The sequence below is a fragment of the Azospirillum sp. A23 genome (genome assembly GCF_042938965.1).
Lineage (GTDB): Bacteria > Pseudomonadota > Alphaproteobacteria > Azospirillales > Azospirillaceae > Azospirillum > Azospirillum melinis.
On sequence record NZ_CP170667.1, the window covers coordinates 1032820 to 1050685 of the forward strand.

16 protein-coding genes are annotated in these 17866 nt (G+C 68.3%); 13 read left to right on the top strand and 3 right to left on the bottom strand.

All coding sequences use genetic code 11. From position 1 onward, the window contains the following. Positions 1–53: 53 nt before the first annotated feature. Both ABNQ40_RS22270 and ABNQ40_RS22275 read right to left on the bottom strand, forming a co-directional pair. Entirely contained in the window at positions 54–866 is an 813-nt protein-coding gene (locus ABNQ40_RS22270; RefSeq protein WP_109048375.1) for a DUF2189 domain-containing protein, read from the bottom strand. A gap of 177 nt (positions 867–1043) precedes the next feature. Beyond that, positions 1044–1226, bottom strand: coding sequence for a DUF4169 family protein (locus ABNQ40_RS22275; RefSeq protein ID WP_109048374.1), 183 nt, complete (start codon positions 1224–1226; stop codon positions 1044–1046). A gap of 276 nt (positions 1227–1502) precedes the next feature. Here ABNQ40_RS22275 and ABNQ40_RS22280 point away from each other — a divergent pair, with 276 nt between their 5' ends. The 9 genes from ABNQ40_RS22280 (at position 1503) to ABNQ40_RS22320 (ending at position 11462) form a co-directional block, all read left to right on the top strand. Then, entirely contained in the window at positions 1503–4769 is a 3267-nt protein-coding gene (locus ABNQ40_RS22280) for an AsmA family protein (protein ID WP_109048373.1), read from the top strand. A 115-nt stretch (positions 4770–4884) separates the two neighbouring features. Further along, positions 4885–5259 carry an accessory factor UbiK family protein gene (locus tag ABNQ40_RS22285; protein ID WP_109048372.1) on the top strand — a complete coding sequence of 125 codons (375 nt, stop codon included), beginning with the start codon at positions 4885–4887 and terminating at the stop codon, positions 5257–5259. A gap of 223 nt (positions 5260–5482) precedes the next feature. Continuing rightward, the gene (locus ABNQ40_RS22290; protein WP_109048371.1) at positions 5483–5986 is read left to right on the top strand and encodes a YbjN domain-containing protein; all 504 of its coding nucleotides are present in this window, start codon (positions 5483–5485) and stop codon (positions 5984–5986) included. Positions 5987–6041: 55 nt separating this feature from the next. Next, positions 6042–6866: a pyrroline-5-carboxylate reductase gene (gene proC / locus ABNQ40_RS22295; RefSeq protein ID WP_109048370.1), complete on the top strand. Its 825-nt coding sequence runs from the start codon at positions 6042–6044 to the stop codon at positions 6864–6866. An 11-nt stretch (positions 6867–6877) separates the two neighbouring features. Beyond that, positions 6878–7360: a YbaK/EbsC family protein gene (locus ABNQ40_RS22300; protein ID WP_391348924.1), complete on the top strand. Its 483-nt coding sequence runs from the start codon at positions 6878–6880 to the stop codon at positions 7358–7360. A 77-nt stretch (positions 7361–7437) separates the two neighbouring features. Next, on the top strand, positions 7438–8124 hold the full coding sequence (locus ABNQ40_RS22305; RefSeq protein ID WP_109051577.1) for a TetR family transcriptional regulator: 687 nt from the start codon (positions 7438–7440) through the stop codon (positions 8122–8124). Positions 8125–8297: 173 nt separating this feature from the next. After that, complete coding sequence (locus ABNQ40_RS22310) at positions 8298–8732, top strand: phasin family protein (RefSeq protein WP_098739651.1); 435 nt, start codon at positions 8298–8300, stop codon at positions 8730–8732. A 184-nt stretch (positions 8733–8916) separates the two neighbouring features. Beyond that, positions 8917–9252 carry a tRNA-binding protein gene (locus ABNQ40_RS22315; protein ID WP_109491152.1) on the top strand — a complete coding sequence of 112 codons (336 nt, stop codon included), beginning with the start codon at positions 8917–8919 and terminating at the stop codon, positions 9250–9252. A gap of 263 nt (positions 9253–9515) precedes the next feature. Beyond that, positions 9516–11462: a methyl-accepting chemotaxis protein gene (locus ABNQ40_RS22320; protein WP_391348928.1), complete on the top strand. Its 1947-nt coding sequence runs from the start codon at positions 9516–9518 to the stop codon at positions 11460–11462. A gap of 97 nt (positions 11463–11559) precedes the next feature. Here ABNQ40_RS22320 and ABNQ40_RS22325 read toward each other — a convergent pair whose 3' ends face one another. After that, positions 11560–12297 (bottom strand): LuxR C-terminal-related transcriptional regulator, encoded by a 738-nt coding sequence (locus ABNQ40_RS22325; RefSeq protein ID WP_247879560.1) that lies wholly within the window; start codon positions 12295–12297, stop codon positions 11560–11562. A gap of 951 nt (positions 12298–13248) precedes the next feature. On the opposite strand from ABNQ40_RS22325, the gene ABNQ40_RS22330 reads away from it, so the two are divergent. From ABNQ40_RS22330 to der, 4 genes are all read left to right on the top strand, one after another. Beyond that, complete coding sequence (locus ABNQ40_RS22330) at positions 13249–13890, top strand: response regulator transcription factor (protein WP_098739653.1); 642 nt, start codon at positions 13249–13251, stop codon at positions 13888–13890. Between the two features lie 312 nt (positions 13891–14202). Then, on the top strand, positions 14203–14847 hold the full coding sequence (locus tag ABNQ40_RS22335; protein WP_109047923.1) for a tetratricopeptide repeat protein: 645 nt from the start codon (positions 14203–14205) through the stop codon (positions 14845–14847). Positions 14848–14855: 8 nt separating this feature from the next. Next, positions 14856–16223, top strand: a complete 1368-nt coding sequence (locus ABNQ40_RS22340; protein WP_109047922.1) for a PQQ-binding-like beta-propeller repeat protein — start codon at positions 14856–14858, stop codon at positions 16221–16223. 41 nt (positions 16224–16264) lie between these two features. Next, a complete protein-coding gene (der, locus tag ABNQ40_RS22345; protein WP_109047921.1) occupies positions 16265–17659 on the top strand; it encodes a ribosome biogenesis GTPase Der in 1395 nt (464 codons plus the stop codon). The last annotated feature ends 207 nt before the right edge of the window (positions 17660–17866 follow it).

Genomic DNA, 17866 nt, shown 5'->3' on the forward strand with positions numbered 1-17866 from the left:
TCTCCCGCCGGGGGAGAGGGGCTTCGTCTGCTTGCGGAGTGTGTTGCCCTACGTCATCGCCCGATGCCGACCAGATCGCGGTAGCAATGCCAGGAGGCATGCCCGACGACCGGCAGGGCGATGGCCAGCCCGAGGAAGCCGGTGACCATCCCGGCGCTCATGAACAGGGCGATCAGGAAGCCCCAGGCGATCATCGGCTTGATGTTGGCGCGCACCACCGCGATGCTGGTCGCCATGGCGGTGAAGACGTCGGTCTCACGGTCCAGCAGCATCGGCACCGACACCACGGCGACGGAGAACACCGCCGTCGCGATGATCCCGCCGAACACCGTCCCGGTCAGCAGGAAGGGGATGGTCTCCGCCGAGAAGAAGATGCGGTCGACCAGTTGGTCCAGCGCCGGCGGTTCGCCGGAGAAGAACAGGGCGAAGATCAGGAAGGCGACGCGGATCCAGGCCAGCAGCGCCAGCATCAGCACCATGCCGATCCCGGCGATCTGGACCCCGTTGCGGCGATAGGCTGCGACCACCTTGGCCAGCGTCGGCCGTTCGCCCAGCTCCAGCAGGCGGCTGGTCTCATAGAGCCCGACGGCGAACAGCGGCCCGACCAGCATGAAGCCGGCCGCCATCGGCAGCAGCAGATATTCCATGTCCAGCGTCGCCAGCCCGACCACCAGAACCAGGCTGGAGATCACCGCCAGCGCGCCGTAGGCGAAGCTGATGCCGGGGGCGGCCATCATGTCCTGCCAGGCCGATGCCAGCCAGACCCAGGGCCGGTCCATCTCGACCGAACGGATTGCCGGAAGCCAGTTGGGGGTTTGCGTCTGAGGCGCCTGCACCGAACCGCGAAAAGACGTCATGTCGACCATGAAGACGGCCCTCCCCATCAGCCTAGGAAAGCGCCGGCCGGCGCCCATGACCAGCACTGTCACACAACCGCCCCGATAGTCGCAATAGGGAACTATCGGTATACCCAATAGTAACAAATAAGAAGAGGTTATTCCCACTTCGCAGCTTGGTCTTTGCCGTGCTTTCGGCTTATGCAGTCAGTCCTCCCCGTCCAGCTTATGCCCATCCAAAGTCTGAGTGCGCCGCTCGGCGTCCTTGCGGTCGCGCTCCTTCTCCGCCTTGGTGCGGCCGAATCGGGCCCGATTCGCCTCCGCTTCCCTGGTGCGCTCCGCCTTGTCGCGGGTCTTGCGGAAACGGTTGAGGTTGACCACGTCGCCCATGGCACGGTCTCCGGTGGCTGTTTTCAGGGGGTTCGGCGCCGCACGGCCGATTCCGGCGGGCGGCGGGACGAAAAAACTTTACGAAAAATCCGGGCGGATCCCGACTTGGCCGTGGGATTGCCCAAATTGCTTGTTTCTTCTGCGGGCGCTAGCTTACCGAAGGATGGCGCGCACCGGAAGCGGACGGTGCGATGGGTGGGGGAACTGGTCTTTGTATAGACGTGGCAAAGGGGCGCGGCCGACGACAGGGCCGGTCGCAGGGAAGGCGGAAACCCGGTGAAGAAGATCCTGATCGCTGCACTGGCCGGACTGGCGGTTTCGGCCGGTCTGCTGCTGGCGGCGCCGAGCCTCATCGACTGGAACGCCTACAAGGGCATCATCGCCGAGCGGGTGTCGCAGGCGACCGGCCGGCAGGTGGAGTTGCGGGGCGATGTCGGCTTCACCCTGCTGCCGTCGCCGGCGCTGACGGTGCGCGACGCCCGGCTCGCCAACGCAGCCGGCGCCGCCGAACCCGACATGGTGCGCCTGAAGAAGCTCGACGCCCGGGTGGCGCTCGGCCCGCTGCTGGGCGGCCGCATCCAGGTGGAAAGCATCGCGCTGGTCGAACCCACCTTCGTGGTCGAGGTGCTGAAGGACGGCCGCATCAACTGGGACCTGTCCACCGCCGGTACCCGCGGCGGCGACGGGCTGGGGGCGGCCGAGGGGCTGGTTTCCGCCGTCAGCTTCGATCAGGTGCTGATCGACAACGGCACGATCATCTACCGCGACGACCGCAACGGCCGGACCGAGACGGTGGCGGGCCTCAGCGCCCGCATCGCCGCCGGCAGCCTGAACGGCCCCTTCCAGATCCAGGGCGACTTCCGCCTGCGCGGCCTGTCCCTGCATGGCGAAGCGACCGCCGGCCGCTTCACCGAAGGGGCAGCGGTGCCGGTGCGCGCCACCCTGTCGATGCCGCACACCGACGCCACCCTGCGCTTCGCCGGCATCCTGACCGGCGGCGGCAACAGCGGGAACGGGTCGAAGGTCCAGGGCGATCTGCGCGCCGAGGGCAGCGACTTCGCCAAGCTGATCGACTCCCCGAAATCCTCCTGGGCCCCGGCGGCGCTGGCCCAGCCCTTCAGCCTGCGCTCGACGGTGGAGGCGGGGACCAGCCTCGCCACCTTCTCCGGGCTGGAAGCGCAGCTGGGCGACACGCGCGCCACCGGCAACGCCACGCTCCGCGCCGGCGATCCCGCCAAGCGCGAGGAGCCGCGCACCGAGCTGACCCTCGCCGTCAACCGTCTCGACCTGGATGCCTGGCTGGCGCAGGGCGCGCGCAGCGGCGGCAACACCGCGTCCGCCCCATCCGCCGCGTCCGGCACCACGGACGCTTCCGGCGGCGGCAAGGCGCAGACCCTGTCCATCGTGCTGCCTGCCGGGGTGGAGGCCAAGCTGGATGTCGCCGTCGACGCCATCGCCTACAACCGCGGCGTGGTGCGGCAGGGCCGGATCGAAGCCAGCCTCTCCGGCGGCCGGCTGAACATCGACCGGATCAGCGCGCTTCTGCCCGGCGGCTCCGACTTCGTCGCGGCGGGGGAGGTGACGACGCCGGGCGGCCAGCCGACGCTGGACGTGCGGATGGAGGCGAACGCCGACAACCTGCGCGCCCTGCTGGACTGGGCGAAGCTCGACCTGCACGGCGTCCCGGCCGACCGGCTGCGCCGCGCCTCGCTGTCGGGCCGTCTCCAGGGCCATGCCGACCGCTTCGAGCTGTCGGGCCTCGATTTCCGCTTCGACAGCAGCCGCCTCAGCGGCGCCATCGCCTATGTCGACCGCGGCCGTCCCGCCTTCGGCGCCCGGCTGGAGCTCGACCGCCTCAATCTGGACGGCTACCTGCCGGCCGATCCCACGACCGCCCAGGTGCCATCCCAGGGGCTATCCCAGACCGCTGCGCAGCCGGCCAACCGCGCCGTCGGCCCGCGCAATGGGACCGCCAACGGCTCCACCGGTTCCGGCCAGACACCGCAGCGCATGATCGGCATTGCCGACGCCAACCTCGATCTGCGGGTCGGGCAGCTGACGGTGGGCGGGTTGCCGGTGCAGGGGCTGCGCCTCGACGCCACGGTCGCCTCCGGTGCGCTGACGGTGCGCGAGGCCAAGGTTGACGATATCGCCGGCCTCCAGGCCCGCATCGACGGTCAGGTCGCCAGCCTGATCCCGCTGCGCGGCGTGAATCTCGCCCTGACGGCCGATGCCAAGTCGCTGGGTGGCCTGCCCAGTGCGGTGTCCTGGCCGCGCGGCCTGCCGGTGCCGGAGCGGCTGGGTGCCGTCAGCGCCAAGGCGCGGCTGGCCGGCGACGGCGAGCGGCTGGCGGTGGAGGCCTCGGCCGGCATGCTCGGCGGCACGCTGGAGGCCGGCGGCGTTCTGCTCGGGCTGGACCGAACGCCCAGCGCCGACCTCAAGCTGCGCCTCACCCATCCGGAGATGGGGCGGATCGCCGCCCTGTTCACGGACACGGGCCTGGCCCGCGCCTATGGCCCGCTCGATCTCTATGGCGAGCTGTCGGGTTCGGCGGCGTCGCCCGCTCTGAACAACCTCCAGGGGCTGGTCGCCGGCGTGCCCCTGCGCGGCAAGCTGGTGCTGGACCGCAAGGCTGAACGCCCCGCCTTCCAGGCCGACATCCAGACCGGCGACCTCGACCTCGACCGGCTGCGCAACGCCCCGCTGGTCGGCGACGGCGCCGGTCGTCCTGCCGCCGCCGCCGGCGATCCCGCCGCAACGCCGGCCGACCCGCTGTCCGACCTCGCCTGGATGCAGTCGTTGGACGGCCGCCTCGGCCTGACCTCCACCTCCCTGACGGTGGGTGGGCAGCGCATCGCCCAGCCGGCGCTGCGGGCGACCCTGTCCAAGGGCGTCGCGACCCTGGAGCAGCTGGACGGCGAGTGGCAGGGCGGCCAGATCGGCCTCAGCGGCCGTCTCGCCACCGCGGCCGGGCAGGCGCCGAAGCTCGACGCCGATCTCACCGTCATCAAGGCCGACACGGGCAATGCGCTGTCCGGCCTCACCGGGCTCGGCCTCAGCGGCGGCACAGTCGATCTCGACGTGACCCTGTCGGGCAGCGACCACGGCGACGCACTGCTCCGCAGCCTGACCGGCCGCGGCCGGGCGGTGGCGTCGGGCGGCGTGCTGCGCGGCGTCGACCTCGTGGCATTGCGTAGCCGCCTTGCCGGGGTGGAGCGCACGCAGGAGGTGCTGACCGCGGTCGCCGGCGCGCTCCAGGGCGGAGAGACGAAGCTCGACCGGCTCGACGCCCGCTTCGCCATCGACAACGGGGTGATCCGCACCGAGGACGCCCGTCTGACCACCGCGCCGGCCGACGGCACGCTGGCCGGCACCGTCTCGCTGGCCGAGGAGGAGGTGGATTTGGGTTTGACCCTGAAGGTGAAGACGGACGGCGACCTGCCGCCGCTGACCCTGCGCATGACCGGCCCCTGGGCCGCCCCGACCCAGACCCTGGACCTGAAGGCGCTGCGCGACCGCTTCAACGCGGCCCCCGCGAAATGACGGCCGGCCCAAATAATGCCCCGGCGAAATTGACGGCCTGCCCACACGGCCAAGGGCGTTGAAGTCGCCGCGCGCGGCGTCCATAATGAACGAACGGTAACCGGAAGTCAGAGCGATGCAGGTGGACAACAGGATTTTGGACGATCTCGCCCGTGTGGCGGGTGGCGCTCTCGGCGCCTTCTCGTCCTTGCGCGAAGAGGCCGAAGGCCAGCTTCGTGCCCAGCTCGAACGTGTTCTGTCGCGGATGGACGTGGTCAGCCGCGAGGAATACGAGGCTGTCCGCGCCATGGCCGCCAAGGCCCGCGAGGAGCAGGAGGCGATGGCCGAGCGGCTGGCCGCCCTTGAAGCGACCGTCGCATCGCTGAGCGCCGCGAAGGCGCCGCTGCCGGTCCCGGTCGAGGCCGCCGGTGTCCCCGCCGTGGCCGAGGCCGATCCGGCGGGCGCCAAGCCGGAAGAGGGCAAGCCCGGCAAGGCCACCCCGGCCGCCTGAGCGCCGGCGCCGCCGCCCACACACCCGACGCCCCCTCCCGTCGTCCCTGTCCGCGCCGCTTCCGGCGGCCGGATAGGTGTGCGCTGGCGCCAGTCTCGCCCTCGATTCAGCCCGTTTCTTCATCATCTTGGGGTATTGGCCCGGACCGCGCGCTGTCGCAGGCGCGTCTCTTCGGTCCTGGTGAACGGTACCGCCCATAGCGCCTTCACAGGAGGACGCGGACATGTCGGCAGTCGCCGTCGAAACCACCACTTCCGCCCACAATCCGCTCGACGTGGTCGAGGAGATCGTCACCGCCAATGAATGGCCCTTCGACCGCGCCACCGAGGACGAGCTGGTCGTCGAGATCGGCGGGCGCTGGTGCGATTACCGGCTCTATTTCGTCTGGCAGCCGGACGTCGCCGCGATGCAGTTCTCCTGCCAGTTCGACATGAAGGTACAGGCCGCCCGCCGCACTGCCGTTGCCGAGCTGCTGGCCGAGGTCAACGGCCGCATGTGGCTGGGCCATTTCGACGTCTGCTCGGAAGAGCATACGCCGATGTTCCGCCAGACCATGCTGCTGCGCGGGGCGCGTGGCGCCGCGGTGGAGCAGCTTGAGGATCTGGTGGAGATCGCCCTGTCGGAGTGCGAGCGCTTCTATCCCGCCTTCCAGTTCGTGATCTGGGGCGGGAAGTCGGCGTCCGAGGCGGTGTCCGCCGCCATTCTCGACACCATGGGCGAAGCGTAACAAGACAAGATGCCTGGGCGGGAAAGCCCCGGCGAACCGGAGAGGGGCAGGGGTCATGACGGCGGAATCGGGTGCGTCGCTGCTGTTGGTCGGATGCGGGAAGATGGGCGGGGCGATGCTGGACGGCTGGCTTGCCGCCGGGACGGCGTCGCGCGTCGTGGTGGTCGACCGCGCCGGCCTGCCGCAATCGGTGGCGGGCGACTCCCGTGTCACCCTGGCGTCTGGCGCCGGCGCCCTGCCGGACGGCTTCGTTCCCGACGTGGTCGTCCTGGCGGTGAAGCCGCAGGTGATGGAGGAGGCGCTGCCGTCCTACCGTGCCCTGGTCGGCCCCGACACCGTCTTCCTGTCGATCGCCGCCGGCAAGACCATCGCCTATTTCGAACGGCTGCTGGGAGAGGGGACGGTCGTGGTCCGCTCCATGCCCAACACGCCGGCCGCCATCGGCCGGGGCATGACCGTCGCCGTCGCCAATTCCCGTGTCAGCGCTGACCAGCGCGACCTGTCCGACCGCCTGCTGCGCGCCGTCGGCGACGTCGCCTGGGTGGAGGACGAAGGGCTGCTGGATCCCGTCACCGCCGTGTCGGGCAGCGGCCCGGCCTATGTCTTCTTCCTGGTCGAGGCGATGGCGAAGGCCGGCGAGGCCGCCGGGCTGCCGGCCGATCTGGCGGTGCGGCTGGCCCGCGCCACCGTGTCGGGGGCCGGTGCACTGCTCGACGCCTCGCCGCAGCAGGAGGCAGCCGACCTGCGCAAGGCGGTGACCAGCCCGAACGGCACCACACAGGCCGCGCTCGAGGTGCTGATGGCGCCGGAAGGCTTGCAGCCGGTGATGACCTCCGCCATCGCCGCCGCCACCCGGCGGTCGCGCGAACTGGCAGGTTGAGAGGCGCGGCCATGACGGCGCTCAGCCCGTCCGCCGCCCGCGTCCAGGCCCAGCTCGACAGCATCGGCCTCGGCCATCGCGTGGTCGAGCATGAAGGCAGTACCCGCACGTCGGAGGATGCCGCCAACGCCGTCGGCTGCGCGGTGGCGCAGATCGCCAAATCGCTGATCTTCCGCACGAAGGAGACCGGTCGCCCGGTTCTGGTCGTCGCCAGCGGCGCCAACCGGGTGGACGAGAAGGCGGTCGGCCGGCTGATCGGCGAGAAGATCGAGCGTGCCCATCCGGAGTTCGTCCGCGAGTCGACCGGCTTCGCCATCGGCGGCGTTCCGCCCATCGGCCATGCCGTGCCGCCGCTGGTGGTGATCGATGACGATCTGCTGCGGCTGGAAACCATCTGGGCAGCGGCCGGCACGCCCAATGCCGTTTTCCGCCTGACCCCCGCCGATCTGGTCAGCATGACCGGCGGCCGGGTGGAAGCTGTCCGCAAGGCATGACTGATCAGTTGGGCGGGTGACGTTCGCCGGTCCACGCACCACCTTATAAGGCAATCCCTGTCGCCTGGAGGTGGTCCATGTCCGACATGTCGTCCGACAAGCCTGAAGACAACAGCTTCCGCTCCGATCCTACGGACTCCGATTCGCTCGACCGCGCCGTCGCCGCGGCGGCGATGGGGCTGGCGGCCGAGAAGGGCTGGCGGCGCGTCGGCCTGTTGGAGATCGCGCATACCGCCGGCATCCCGCTGTCCCGCTTCCATCATCGCTATCGCGGGCGCGCCGACGTGCTGGCGGCGGTATCGCGCGTCGCCGACGCTACCGTTCTGGCCGGCGACGCTCCCGTCGATCCGACCGAATCGGCCCGCGACCGCCTGTTTGACGTGATGATGCGCCGCTTCGACGCGCTTCGTCCGTACCGTGAGGGTTTGCGGTCCGTCGTGCGCGACCTGCCGGCCGATCCGGCGACGGCACTTGCCTTCACCTGCACCTTCGGCCGCTCCATGGCCTGGATGCTGCGCGCGGCGGGGATCGATCCCGACCGGCGCGGCGGGGCGGCACTCGTGGCCGGCCTCGGCACCGTCCATGCCCGTGTCATGCGGGTATTCCTCGATGACGACACCGCCGACCTGTCGCGCACCATGGCGGCACTGGACAACGCCCTGCGCGGGGCGGAACGCTGGGGCGCGACCTTCTGCCGCTGGACCCGGCCGTGCAGGCCGCTCGGCAAGCAATCGGGAACAGAGTCCATGGCATCAGGCATTTAGCAACGGCGCAGCGAGCCGGAGCAGGGATTTTTTCCCGTCAAGGTTATGCTGCGGCGCAAAAAAGCGGATTGACTAACTTTTCGGCACTCTGCATAGTCGGCCTCTGTAATGTTGCGACGCAACATGCCCGTATTCAGATGCGGGTAGCAAACACCGATGCTGGGATGAGAAACATGGCCAAGATCAGCGGTAACCCCTTCCTCGAATTCGATCCGTCCAAGCTGATGGGTGACCTGAAGGTTCCGGGTGTGGACGTCGAGTCCATCATCGCCAGCCAGCGTCGCAACATCGAGGCGGTTACCGCCGCCAACCAGCTTGCCTTCGAAGGCTTCCAGGCCATCGTCCGCCGTCAGGCCGAAGTGCTGCGCACCGTCGCCGAAGACGTGAACCGCGCCGTCGGCGAGCTGACGGCTGCCGGTACCCCGGAAGAGAAGGCCGCCAAGCAGGCCGATCTGGTCAAGACCGCCTTCGAGAAGTCGCTGTCGAACATCCGCGAGCTGAGCGAGATGATCGCCAAGTCGAACACCGAAGCTGCCGAGATCCTGACCAAGCGCGTCTCGGACAGCCTGGACGAGGTCAAGGCCGCCATCGCCAAGGCGAAGGCCTGATCCTCTCCGGTCAGCCGGATTTCCACGAAGAGGGGTCGCCATCGGCGGCCCCTTTTTCGTTTGCGGCGTCTGTCTCGTTCGGCCCCCACTCTGGTTCGATGGAGGCCGCGTGCGCTTGCCCTTTCCGATGCCGACCCTGGCGCGCTACCCTGGCGCGGATCGCCAGAACCGCATCGGACCCGTCATGACCATCAGCTACGACGATTTCGCCAAGGTCGATATCCGCGTCGGCACCGTCCGCGCCGTCGAGGTCTTCCCCGAGGCGCGCAAGCCGGCCTACAAGCTGACCATCGATTTTGGCGGCGAGATCGGCACCAAACGCAGCTCGGCCCAGATTACCAGCCATTATGAAGCCGATGCCCTGGTCGGCCGGCAGGTGCTGGCGGTGGTGAACTTCCCGCCCAAGCGCATCGGCCCTTTCACCAGCGAGGTCCTGTGCCTTGGCCTGCCCGATGCCGAGGGTGCCGTGGTGCTGGTCGGCCCGGATCAGTCGGTGCCGGATGGTGCCCGGCTGTTTTGAGGCCGTTCCGGCAAGTCGTCGTAAAAGATTCGAACACGCTTCATGTTCTAAAATATCGCTTCAGGGTTGAATTAGTGCGGACACCATAAGGCGACAAGTTGCCGCAGGGGTAATGTGTATTTTAAATGAATGCAGTCTAAACAGGATGGCATAGTACGGAGCGACTACGACTTCGCATCTGCAACATGTTTTCCTGGTGGATGGCACCCATGGACGCCCTGCGCTCCTTTGTCGGCCGGCTTTCGATTTCCACGAAAGTCACCGTGTTGAATCTTGTCGGCATGCTGGTCCTCAGCACTGCGATCCTGTTCGCCATCGGACAGGTGATCGTCCGCGATCTGGAACGGCAGGCGATCGAGATGCAGCGTCTCAGCATGGACATCGCCTGGTCGTCGTTGCAGGAGCGCGGCGGCCGATTCTCCGTCGCCGACGGGAAGCTGCTGCTGGACGGTGTCGTGATGAACGACAACAATCTGGTGGTCGACAAGATCAAACGCATCACCGGCGGCACCGCCACCCTGTTCCTGGGCGACCGCCGGATTGCCACCAACGTCACCGCCGCCGACGGCAGCCGTGCCGTCGGCACGACGCTGGCGCAGGGGCCGGCCTACGATTCGGTGCTGCGCCGGGGCGCGCCCTTCCGCGGTATGGTCGAGATCCTGGGCGAGCCCTACTATGCCGCCTATGATCCGATCAAGGATGCATCCGGCAACCCGGTCGGCATCCTCTATGTCGGCATCAAGAAGGCGGAGGTGTTCAAGACCTTCGACGACAGCATGCGCTTCGCCACCATGCTGGTGGTGCTGTGCGCTGTCGTGCTGGCGGTTCCGGGCTATCTGGTGTCGCGCCGGCTGCTGCGCCCGCTGGGCCAGCTCAGCCATGTGATGACCGCCCTGTCGTCGGGCGACCTGACCGCCAGGGTGGCGGGCGCCGAGCGTCTGGACGAGATCGGTGCCATGTCGCGCTCCGTCCTGGTCTTCCGTGACGGCATGGCCGAGGCCGAACGCCTGCGTGCCGAACAGGAGCGCCAGCGCGTCGAGGGGGAGGCGCTGAAGCGCAGGGCCCTGCAATCGATGGCCGACACGGTGGAGTTGGAAAGCCGCCACGCGGTCGAGCGGGTCGCCGCCCGGACGCAGGAGATGGACCACAATGCCGGCGCCATGGCGAAGTCGGCTGGGCTTGTCGGCGCCAACGCCCAGAACGTCGCCGCTGCGGCGGCGCAGGCGCTCAGCAACGCCCAGGCGGTGTCGTCGGCCGCCGAGCAGCTTTCCGCTTCCATCGAGGAGATCGGCACCCAGGTCGGCCATGCCGCCGGCGTCACCCGCGCTGCCGTTGCCGCCAGCAACCGGACCGAGACCACCATCGAGTCGCTGTCTTCGGCCGTCGGTCGCATCGGCGATGTGGCGGAACTGATCCAGGGCATCGCGGCCCAGACCAATCTGCTGGCGCTGAACGCCACCATCGAGGCGGCGCGGGCAGGGGAGGCGGGCAAGGGCTTCGCCGTCGTGGCGGGAGAGGTGAAGAACCTCGCCAACCAGACATCGCGGTCGACCGAGGAGATTTCGCGCCTGATCGCCGAGATCCAGTCGGTCACCGCCCGCAGCGTGGAGGAGGTGCGCGACATCAGCCGCACCATCGGCGAGATCGACGCCATTTCCGGCACGGTCGCCGCCGCGGTGGAGCAGCAGGCGTCGGCGACCCAGGAGATTTCGCGCAACGTCGCCCAGACCGCCGGTGCCGCAACCGATGTGTCGACCCGCATCGACGAGGTGTCGCGCGAGGCCAAGGTGACGGAGGAGCGGGCCGACGTGCTGCGCTCCGGTGCGTCGGAGGTGACTCACAGCATCGACGAACTGATGCATGTGCTGGTCCGCGCCGTGCGCACGGCGACCGACGATGTCGACCGCCGCAGCCTGCCGCGCTACCGCGTCGAGGCGCCCTGCTCCGTGGAGGGGCCGGAGGGCCGTTTGACCGTCCGGCTGCTGGACATCTCCCGCCACGGGGCGGCGCTTGCCGAGGCCGACGCGGTCGGCGCCCGCGGCACCCTGCTGTTCGACAGCCTGGGCGTGGCCTTGCCCTTCGAGGCTTTCAACCGGGAGGAGGGGGTGGTGCGCATCCGCTTCCGGCTGTCGGAGATTGACCGGCAGGCCTTCGACGCCCGCTTCGACCGATTCGAAGAGGCGATGGCCGGGCGTCGCCTGACGGCCTGATCCCGGCTGTCCGGATGGGTCCCGGCCGGGGAGCGGTGACGGACCGCGCGGATCCCTGACGGTTCCGGCGCGGTTCCGATTTGTGTTTCGGGGTTCGTCAGACCCCGGCCCGGCGGACGGCGGCCTGGACGTGCGGCGGGGTCATCCCGGTCCGCGCCTGCTCGAGGGCGCCCTGCTGGCGGGCGGCGAATACGCCCGCTTCCGTGCGGTTGCGGAAATGCAGCTTGGACAGCACGCTACGCACCATCGACTTGATGACCGCTTCCGACAGGTCCAGCGCGTTGGCGATGGTCCGGTTGTTCATGCCCTCGCCCAGCAGGCGCAGGGTCTCGAACTCCGGATCGGACAGGCGCGGCAGCAGCGTCAGCCGGATCTCGTCCACGCCCAGGCGCGACAGGAACTGCTTGGGCATCAGGCAATGGCCTTCCAGCCCGAGGTCGAGCAGCTCGTTGATGCGGTCGACGTTCAGATCCTCGAACACCCAGGCGTCGGCGAAGGCCAGGATATGGGCGGCGTCCAGCAACTCGCGGGAAGACAGCACGACGACGATCCGCGAGCGGCGCGACAGCCGCAGATAGACCATCGGTTCGTTTTCGCGCAATGCGGTGAACTGCTGCAACCCGATCAGGATCGCATCCGGCGTCAGTGCGCTCTGGGTCAGCTCCCCGATGTCGTGCAGGACCGTGACGCGATGGCGGCCGCCCCGGTCGAGCTGCTGGACCACGTTCTCGGTCAGCGCGTTATTGTCGAGGATCAGGCAGACATGCATGGGAGTCACCGCGTTGCGGGTCTGGTGAGATGCTTTCTCATGGGCGTACTCATGGTGTGTGTGCATGGGTCAGCTCTGTCTGGAGGAGGCATCCACGGCCGGCCCGGCTCAGGGCATTGCCGCCTGCGTCTAAGGGTTGAGGAGGAACCGGCCGGTTGGCCCAGGCACGTCATGGATTGGGTCACGTCGTTGGGGAATATTGCGGAGATGAAAGTATTTGCGTGCGGACCGCAGACACCCTCCTTGTCGGGGTTCGGGAAGTCCTGTTCGCACCGCGTGATTTAGAAATGATTGGTGCTCTTCGTAAATCAGGCGATGGATGATCAGCCAAGATCGCTTCCCGTCTCCTTGTTGGTCGCCTCAGGTTTCGAAACGGTAACACCTATGGAATGATGTGTGCTGGCCGGGTCACACGGGAATGCGCGTTGGTACAGGCATCCTTCAGGGCTATCCTTTCGGTTTCGCAACGGCTTTTCCCTCCTCAATTGCGTGCTCGAATCGGGATTAGCCGCATCCCTGCCACACGAACGCCGCAAAGATGGCAAGGTTCCAGAAAAATTCCCGTCGCTAATGGAGACAGCAGGTCTCTTTTTGAACGAACCCGTCCGGATCGAATGAATCCAATGGATGTGCGCGATAACTCTATTCGCGGACGCAATAGACTCTATGACCTTAGGCAGGGCCGTTTCTTGCCGGTCGCATGACGAACGGTGCCTCGAAGGAGGGTGGCGGCTTCGAATGACCTATGGCCCTTGTCGGGATACAGAGCCCCTTCCGATCGTGGTATCAGATACTCAACACAGAGAAGAACAGCCCCACAACGGCAGACAGCCTTCCGGCCGATGCCCGAACGGGGCCGCAGCACAAATCGGCCACCAAGCCGTGCAAGCGGCATGAAATCGGTGACCCGGGTGCCGCGGGGGCGCACCGGGCGAGATTGACAACAAGCCCTGACGGGCGGTCGTCCGCGAAGCGGACGGCACCGGCAAGGGCCGGCGAGCGAGGATGACGGGGACCATGAAGATTCTGATCGGGGACGACCATCTGCTGTTCCGTGAAGGCCTGCGGCGTCTGCTGGAACAACTGCAGGGCGATGCCAGCTTCGTGGAGGCCGGCACCTTCGACGAGGTTCTGGAGCAATGCCGCACCAGCGGCACCTTCGACATCATCCTGATGGATCTGCATATGCCGAACTGGCCGGGCTTCGACGGCCTGCGCGAGATCCAGGCTCTGCAGCCGGGTGTCCCGGTGGTTGTGATCTCCGCGTCGGAAGCGCTGGGCGACATCCGCGGCGCGCTCGACCATGGCGCGACCGGCTACATCCCGAAGTCGAGCAGCGTGAAGGTGATGATGGGTGCCCTGAACCTCGTGTTCTCGGGCGGCATCTACCTGCCGCCGGGCGCCCTGACCGCCAGCATGGACGCCGCCCCGCGCCGCCGGACCGTCGACATGTCCGACCGCAACGCCGGCTACGGCTTGACCCAGCGCCAGCGCGAAGTGCTGGAATGCCTGCGTCTCGGCAAGTCCAACAAGCAGATCGCCTATGAGCTGGGCCTGTCGGAAGGCACGGTGAAGATCCACGTCACCGCCATCTTCAAGTCGCTGGGCGTCAAGAACCGCACCCAGGCCGTCATCGCCGCCGCCGCCATGTCGGCGTGAGCCGTCTGGATTGTGTCGGCGTAAGCCGCAGCGAAGCTTTCCAATGGGAATCGACCGATCCGGGGCAAGTCCGGGTCGTGGGACTGGGCTGCGGGGCATCGCCTCCGCGGCCCATTTTCTTTTGCCTGCCACCACTTCCCCCCACCGCGAATCAGCCTGCCTCTTGACCGGGTGGGCTGCCCGATGCTATCCGCCCCTCTTGATCTTGTGGAATCATCCGTCCGGATTGCCGGCCGGCTGGGTTCCGCCTGACCCGCGCCGCCATCCGGGCCGTGCGCGAAGCCGCCACCGCAAGGACGCCACCGCAGCGCCATGAGCGATATTTTCCGCGAAGTCGACGAGGATCTGCGCCGGGACCGCGCGGAGCACCTGTTCAAGAAGTATGGCGGCGCTATGATCGCCGCGGCCGTCCTGGTCGTCGCCGGTACCGGCGGCTACAGCTTCTGGCGCCATTGGCAGGCACAGAAGAAGCAGGAGCAGACCGCCGCCCTCGTCACCGCCATCTCGCAGAGCGGCCAGGGGCCGGAGAAGGGTGTCGACGCGCTTGCAGCGTTCGCCGGCTCCGCCGATCCCAGCCTCGCCGCCATCGCCCAGTTCAACGCCGCGGCGCTGATGATCCGCCAGGGCAAGGGCAGCGACGCCGCGACCGTCTATGACGGCATCGCCGGCAACGCCGCCGTGCCTGCGCAGTACCGCGACCTCGCCACCCTGATGGGGGTGATGCAGCGTGCCGACGGCGGCGACCCGGCGCAGCTGACCGCGAAGCTGCAGCCGCTGACCGCCGACACCAGCCCCTGGCGCTTCTCGGCGCGTGAGCTGACGGCGATGCTCGCCGCCCGTGCCGGCGACACCGAGAAGGCGCGCACGCTCTACAAGCAACTGGCGGATGACCAGCAGGCCCCGTCGGGCGTGCGCGGCCGCGCCGCCGATCTCGCTTCCCTCTACGGCAAGGGCTGAGCCGGGCCATGAAGACCAAGACCGAGAAGACCGCAATGGCCGGTTCGATCCGCCGCGCCGCGCTGCTGTCGGCATCGCTGCTGACCGTCCTGCTCGCCGGCTGCGACACCATCGACAGCTGGATGGGGAAGACGCCCGATCCGCCCCTGCCGGGCAAACGGGTCGCAGTGCTCCAGCGCGAGCGCAAGGTGGAGCCGGACGCCCAGCTCGCCGCCACCGCCGTCACCGTGCCGCCGCCGGTCGCCAACGCGGCCTGGGCGCAGCCGGGCGGCACGCCGGACCATATGCTGGGCAACCTCGCCTTGTCGGCTAGCCCGTCCGACGCCTGGCGCGCCGACATCGGCGCCGGGTCCAGCAGCTCGCGGGCGCTGCTCGGCACGCCGGTGATCGCCGACGGCCGTATCTTCGCGATGGATGCCGATTCGCACGTCACCGCGCTGAACGAGCGCAGCGGCCAGTCGCTGTGGCGGTTCGACACCCGTCCGGAGAACGAGCGCGGCGGCGCCACCGGCGGCGGCGTCGCCTATGCCGACGGCCGCGTCTACGCCGCCACCGGCTTCGCCGAGGTGCTGGCGTTCGACGCCGGCAGCGGCAAGGTGTTGTGGCGCAAGCGCATCGCCGGCCCGGTCCGCGGCGCGCCGACGGTCGCCGGCGGCCGTGTGCTGGTCATCACGCTGGACAACCAGACCATCGCGCTGTCCACCGACGACGGTGCGGTGCAGTGGTCGCAGCAGGGCATCCTGGAGACCGCCGGCCTGCTCGGCGCCGCCAGCCCGGCCGCGACCGGCACGCTGGTCGTCTCCCCTTATTCCTCGGGCGAGCTGTTCGGCCTGCGTCCGGAAAACGGCCGTGTGGCCTGGCAGGACAGCCTCGCCAACATCCGCCGCAGCGGTGCGCTGAGCAATCTGGCCGACATCCGCGGCCTGCCGGTGGTCGACCGCGGCGCCGTCTATGCCATCGGCCATTCCGGCCGCATGGTCGCCATCGACGAGCGCATCGGCGCCCGTATCTGGGAAACGGAGATCGGCGGCGTCCAGACCCCCTGGCTGGCCGGCGATTACCTGTTCACCGTCACCAACGACCAGGAAGTGGTCGCGGTCGCCCGCCAGAACGGCAAGGTCCGTTGGGTGGCACCGCTCGCCCGCTTCCAGGATCCGGAGGACAGGTCCGGTCCGATCGTCTGGTCCGGCCCGGTGATGGCGGGCAGCCGCCTGTGGGTCGCCGGCTCCAACGGCCAGCTGCTCGGCCTGTCGCCGTCCGACGGCAAGGTCGAGGTGACCCGTTCGCTGCCAACCGGTTCCTACTTGTCTCCGGTCGTTGCCAACAACACTCTCTATGTGCTGTGCGACAACGGAACGCTCGTCGCGTTCCGCTGATCGCGGATTTCCTCCGTCTGTTGTGAAAGGCCTTTGGCCCCATGTCGTTCACCGTGGTCCTCGTCGGTCGGCCGAATGTCGGCAAATCGACCCTCTTCAACCGTCTGGCCGGCAAGAAGCTGGCCCTGGTGGACGATACGCCGGGCGTCACCCGTGACTGGCGCTCGGCCCCGGCCCATGTCGGCGGCCTGTCCTTCACGGTGGTCGATACCGCCGGTCTGGAGGATGTGACCGACGACAGCCTGGAGGCGCGCATGCGCCGCCAGACCGAGCAGGCCCTGGCCCGTGCCGACGTCGCGCTGTTCATCATCGACGCCCGTGCCGGCATCACGCCGTTGGATCGCCATTTCGCCAAGCTGCTGCGCCGCGGCAAGACCCCGGTGCTGCTGGTCGCCAACAAGACCGAGGGCAAGGCCAGCCAGCCCGGCATGTTCGAATCCTACGAACTCGGCCTGGGCGATCCGATCCCGCTGTCCGCCGAGCATGGCGAGGGCATGGCCGATCTGGTCGAGGCCCTGCTGCCCTACGCTCCGCCCGAGGACTCCGACGAGACCGAGGACGCTGACGACGGCTTCGATCCCTCCATCCCCATCGGCGACCAGCCCGAGCCGGAAGAGGATCGCAGCAAGCCGATTCAGATCGCCATCGTCGGCCGTCCGAACGTCGGCAAGTCGACCCTGCTGAACAGCCTGCTCGGCGAGGAGCGCGTGCTGACCGGACCTGAGGCCGGCATGACGCGCGATGCCATCGCCGTCGACTGGGAGTGGCGCGACCGCCGCTTCAAGCTGGTCGACACCGCCGGAATGCGCCGCCGGGCCCGCGTCGACGAGAAGGTTGAAAAGCTGGCGGTTGCCGACAGCCTGCGCGTCATCCGCATGGCGAATGTCGTGGTGCTGGTGGTCGATGCCGCCGCCATCCTCGACAAGCAGGATCTGACCATCGCCCGGCTGGTGATTTCCGAGGGCCGCGCCCTGGTGATCGCCGTCAACAAGTGGGACACGGTCGACGACCGCGCCATGGCTCTGCGTCAGGTCGAGGACAAGCTCCAGGCCGCGCTCGGCTACATCAAGGGCGTCAAGGTCGTCACAATCTCGGCGCTGAAGGGCCACAAGCTCGACACGCTGCTGGACGGCGTGCTGGAGACCTACACGGTCTGGAACCGCCGCATCCCGACCGCCCAGCTGAACCGCTGGATCGAAGGCGTTCTGGACCACCACCCGCCGCCCCTGGTGGAGGGCCGCCGGGTGAAGATCCGCTACGTCACCCAGGTGAAGACCCGTCCGCCGACCTTCGCGCTGTTCGTCAACAAGCCGCTGGATCTGCCGGAAAGCTACCAGCGTTACCTGACGACGCATCTGCGCGAGAGCTTCGACATGCCCGGCGTGCCGGTGCGCCTGCTTCTGCGCAAGGGTAAGAATCCGTACGCGGACGATTGATCCCGATGTCCCCTCTCCCCGATGGGAAGAGGGCTACGACGAGCACCGGTAATGTTGTGGAGCGCGATCTGAAACGATCACGCTCCACATAAAAATTTGCGCTGACCTGCGTCCACCTGCCAGGCGGCTTTACATGTTGTCGATGGGAAGCGTCGCCCGCTGATTGGGCAGGCGCTGTTATCCGCCCAGTCCCGGCGTCCCAAGGGC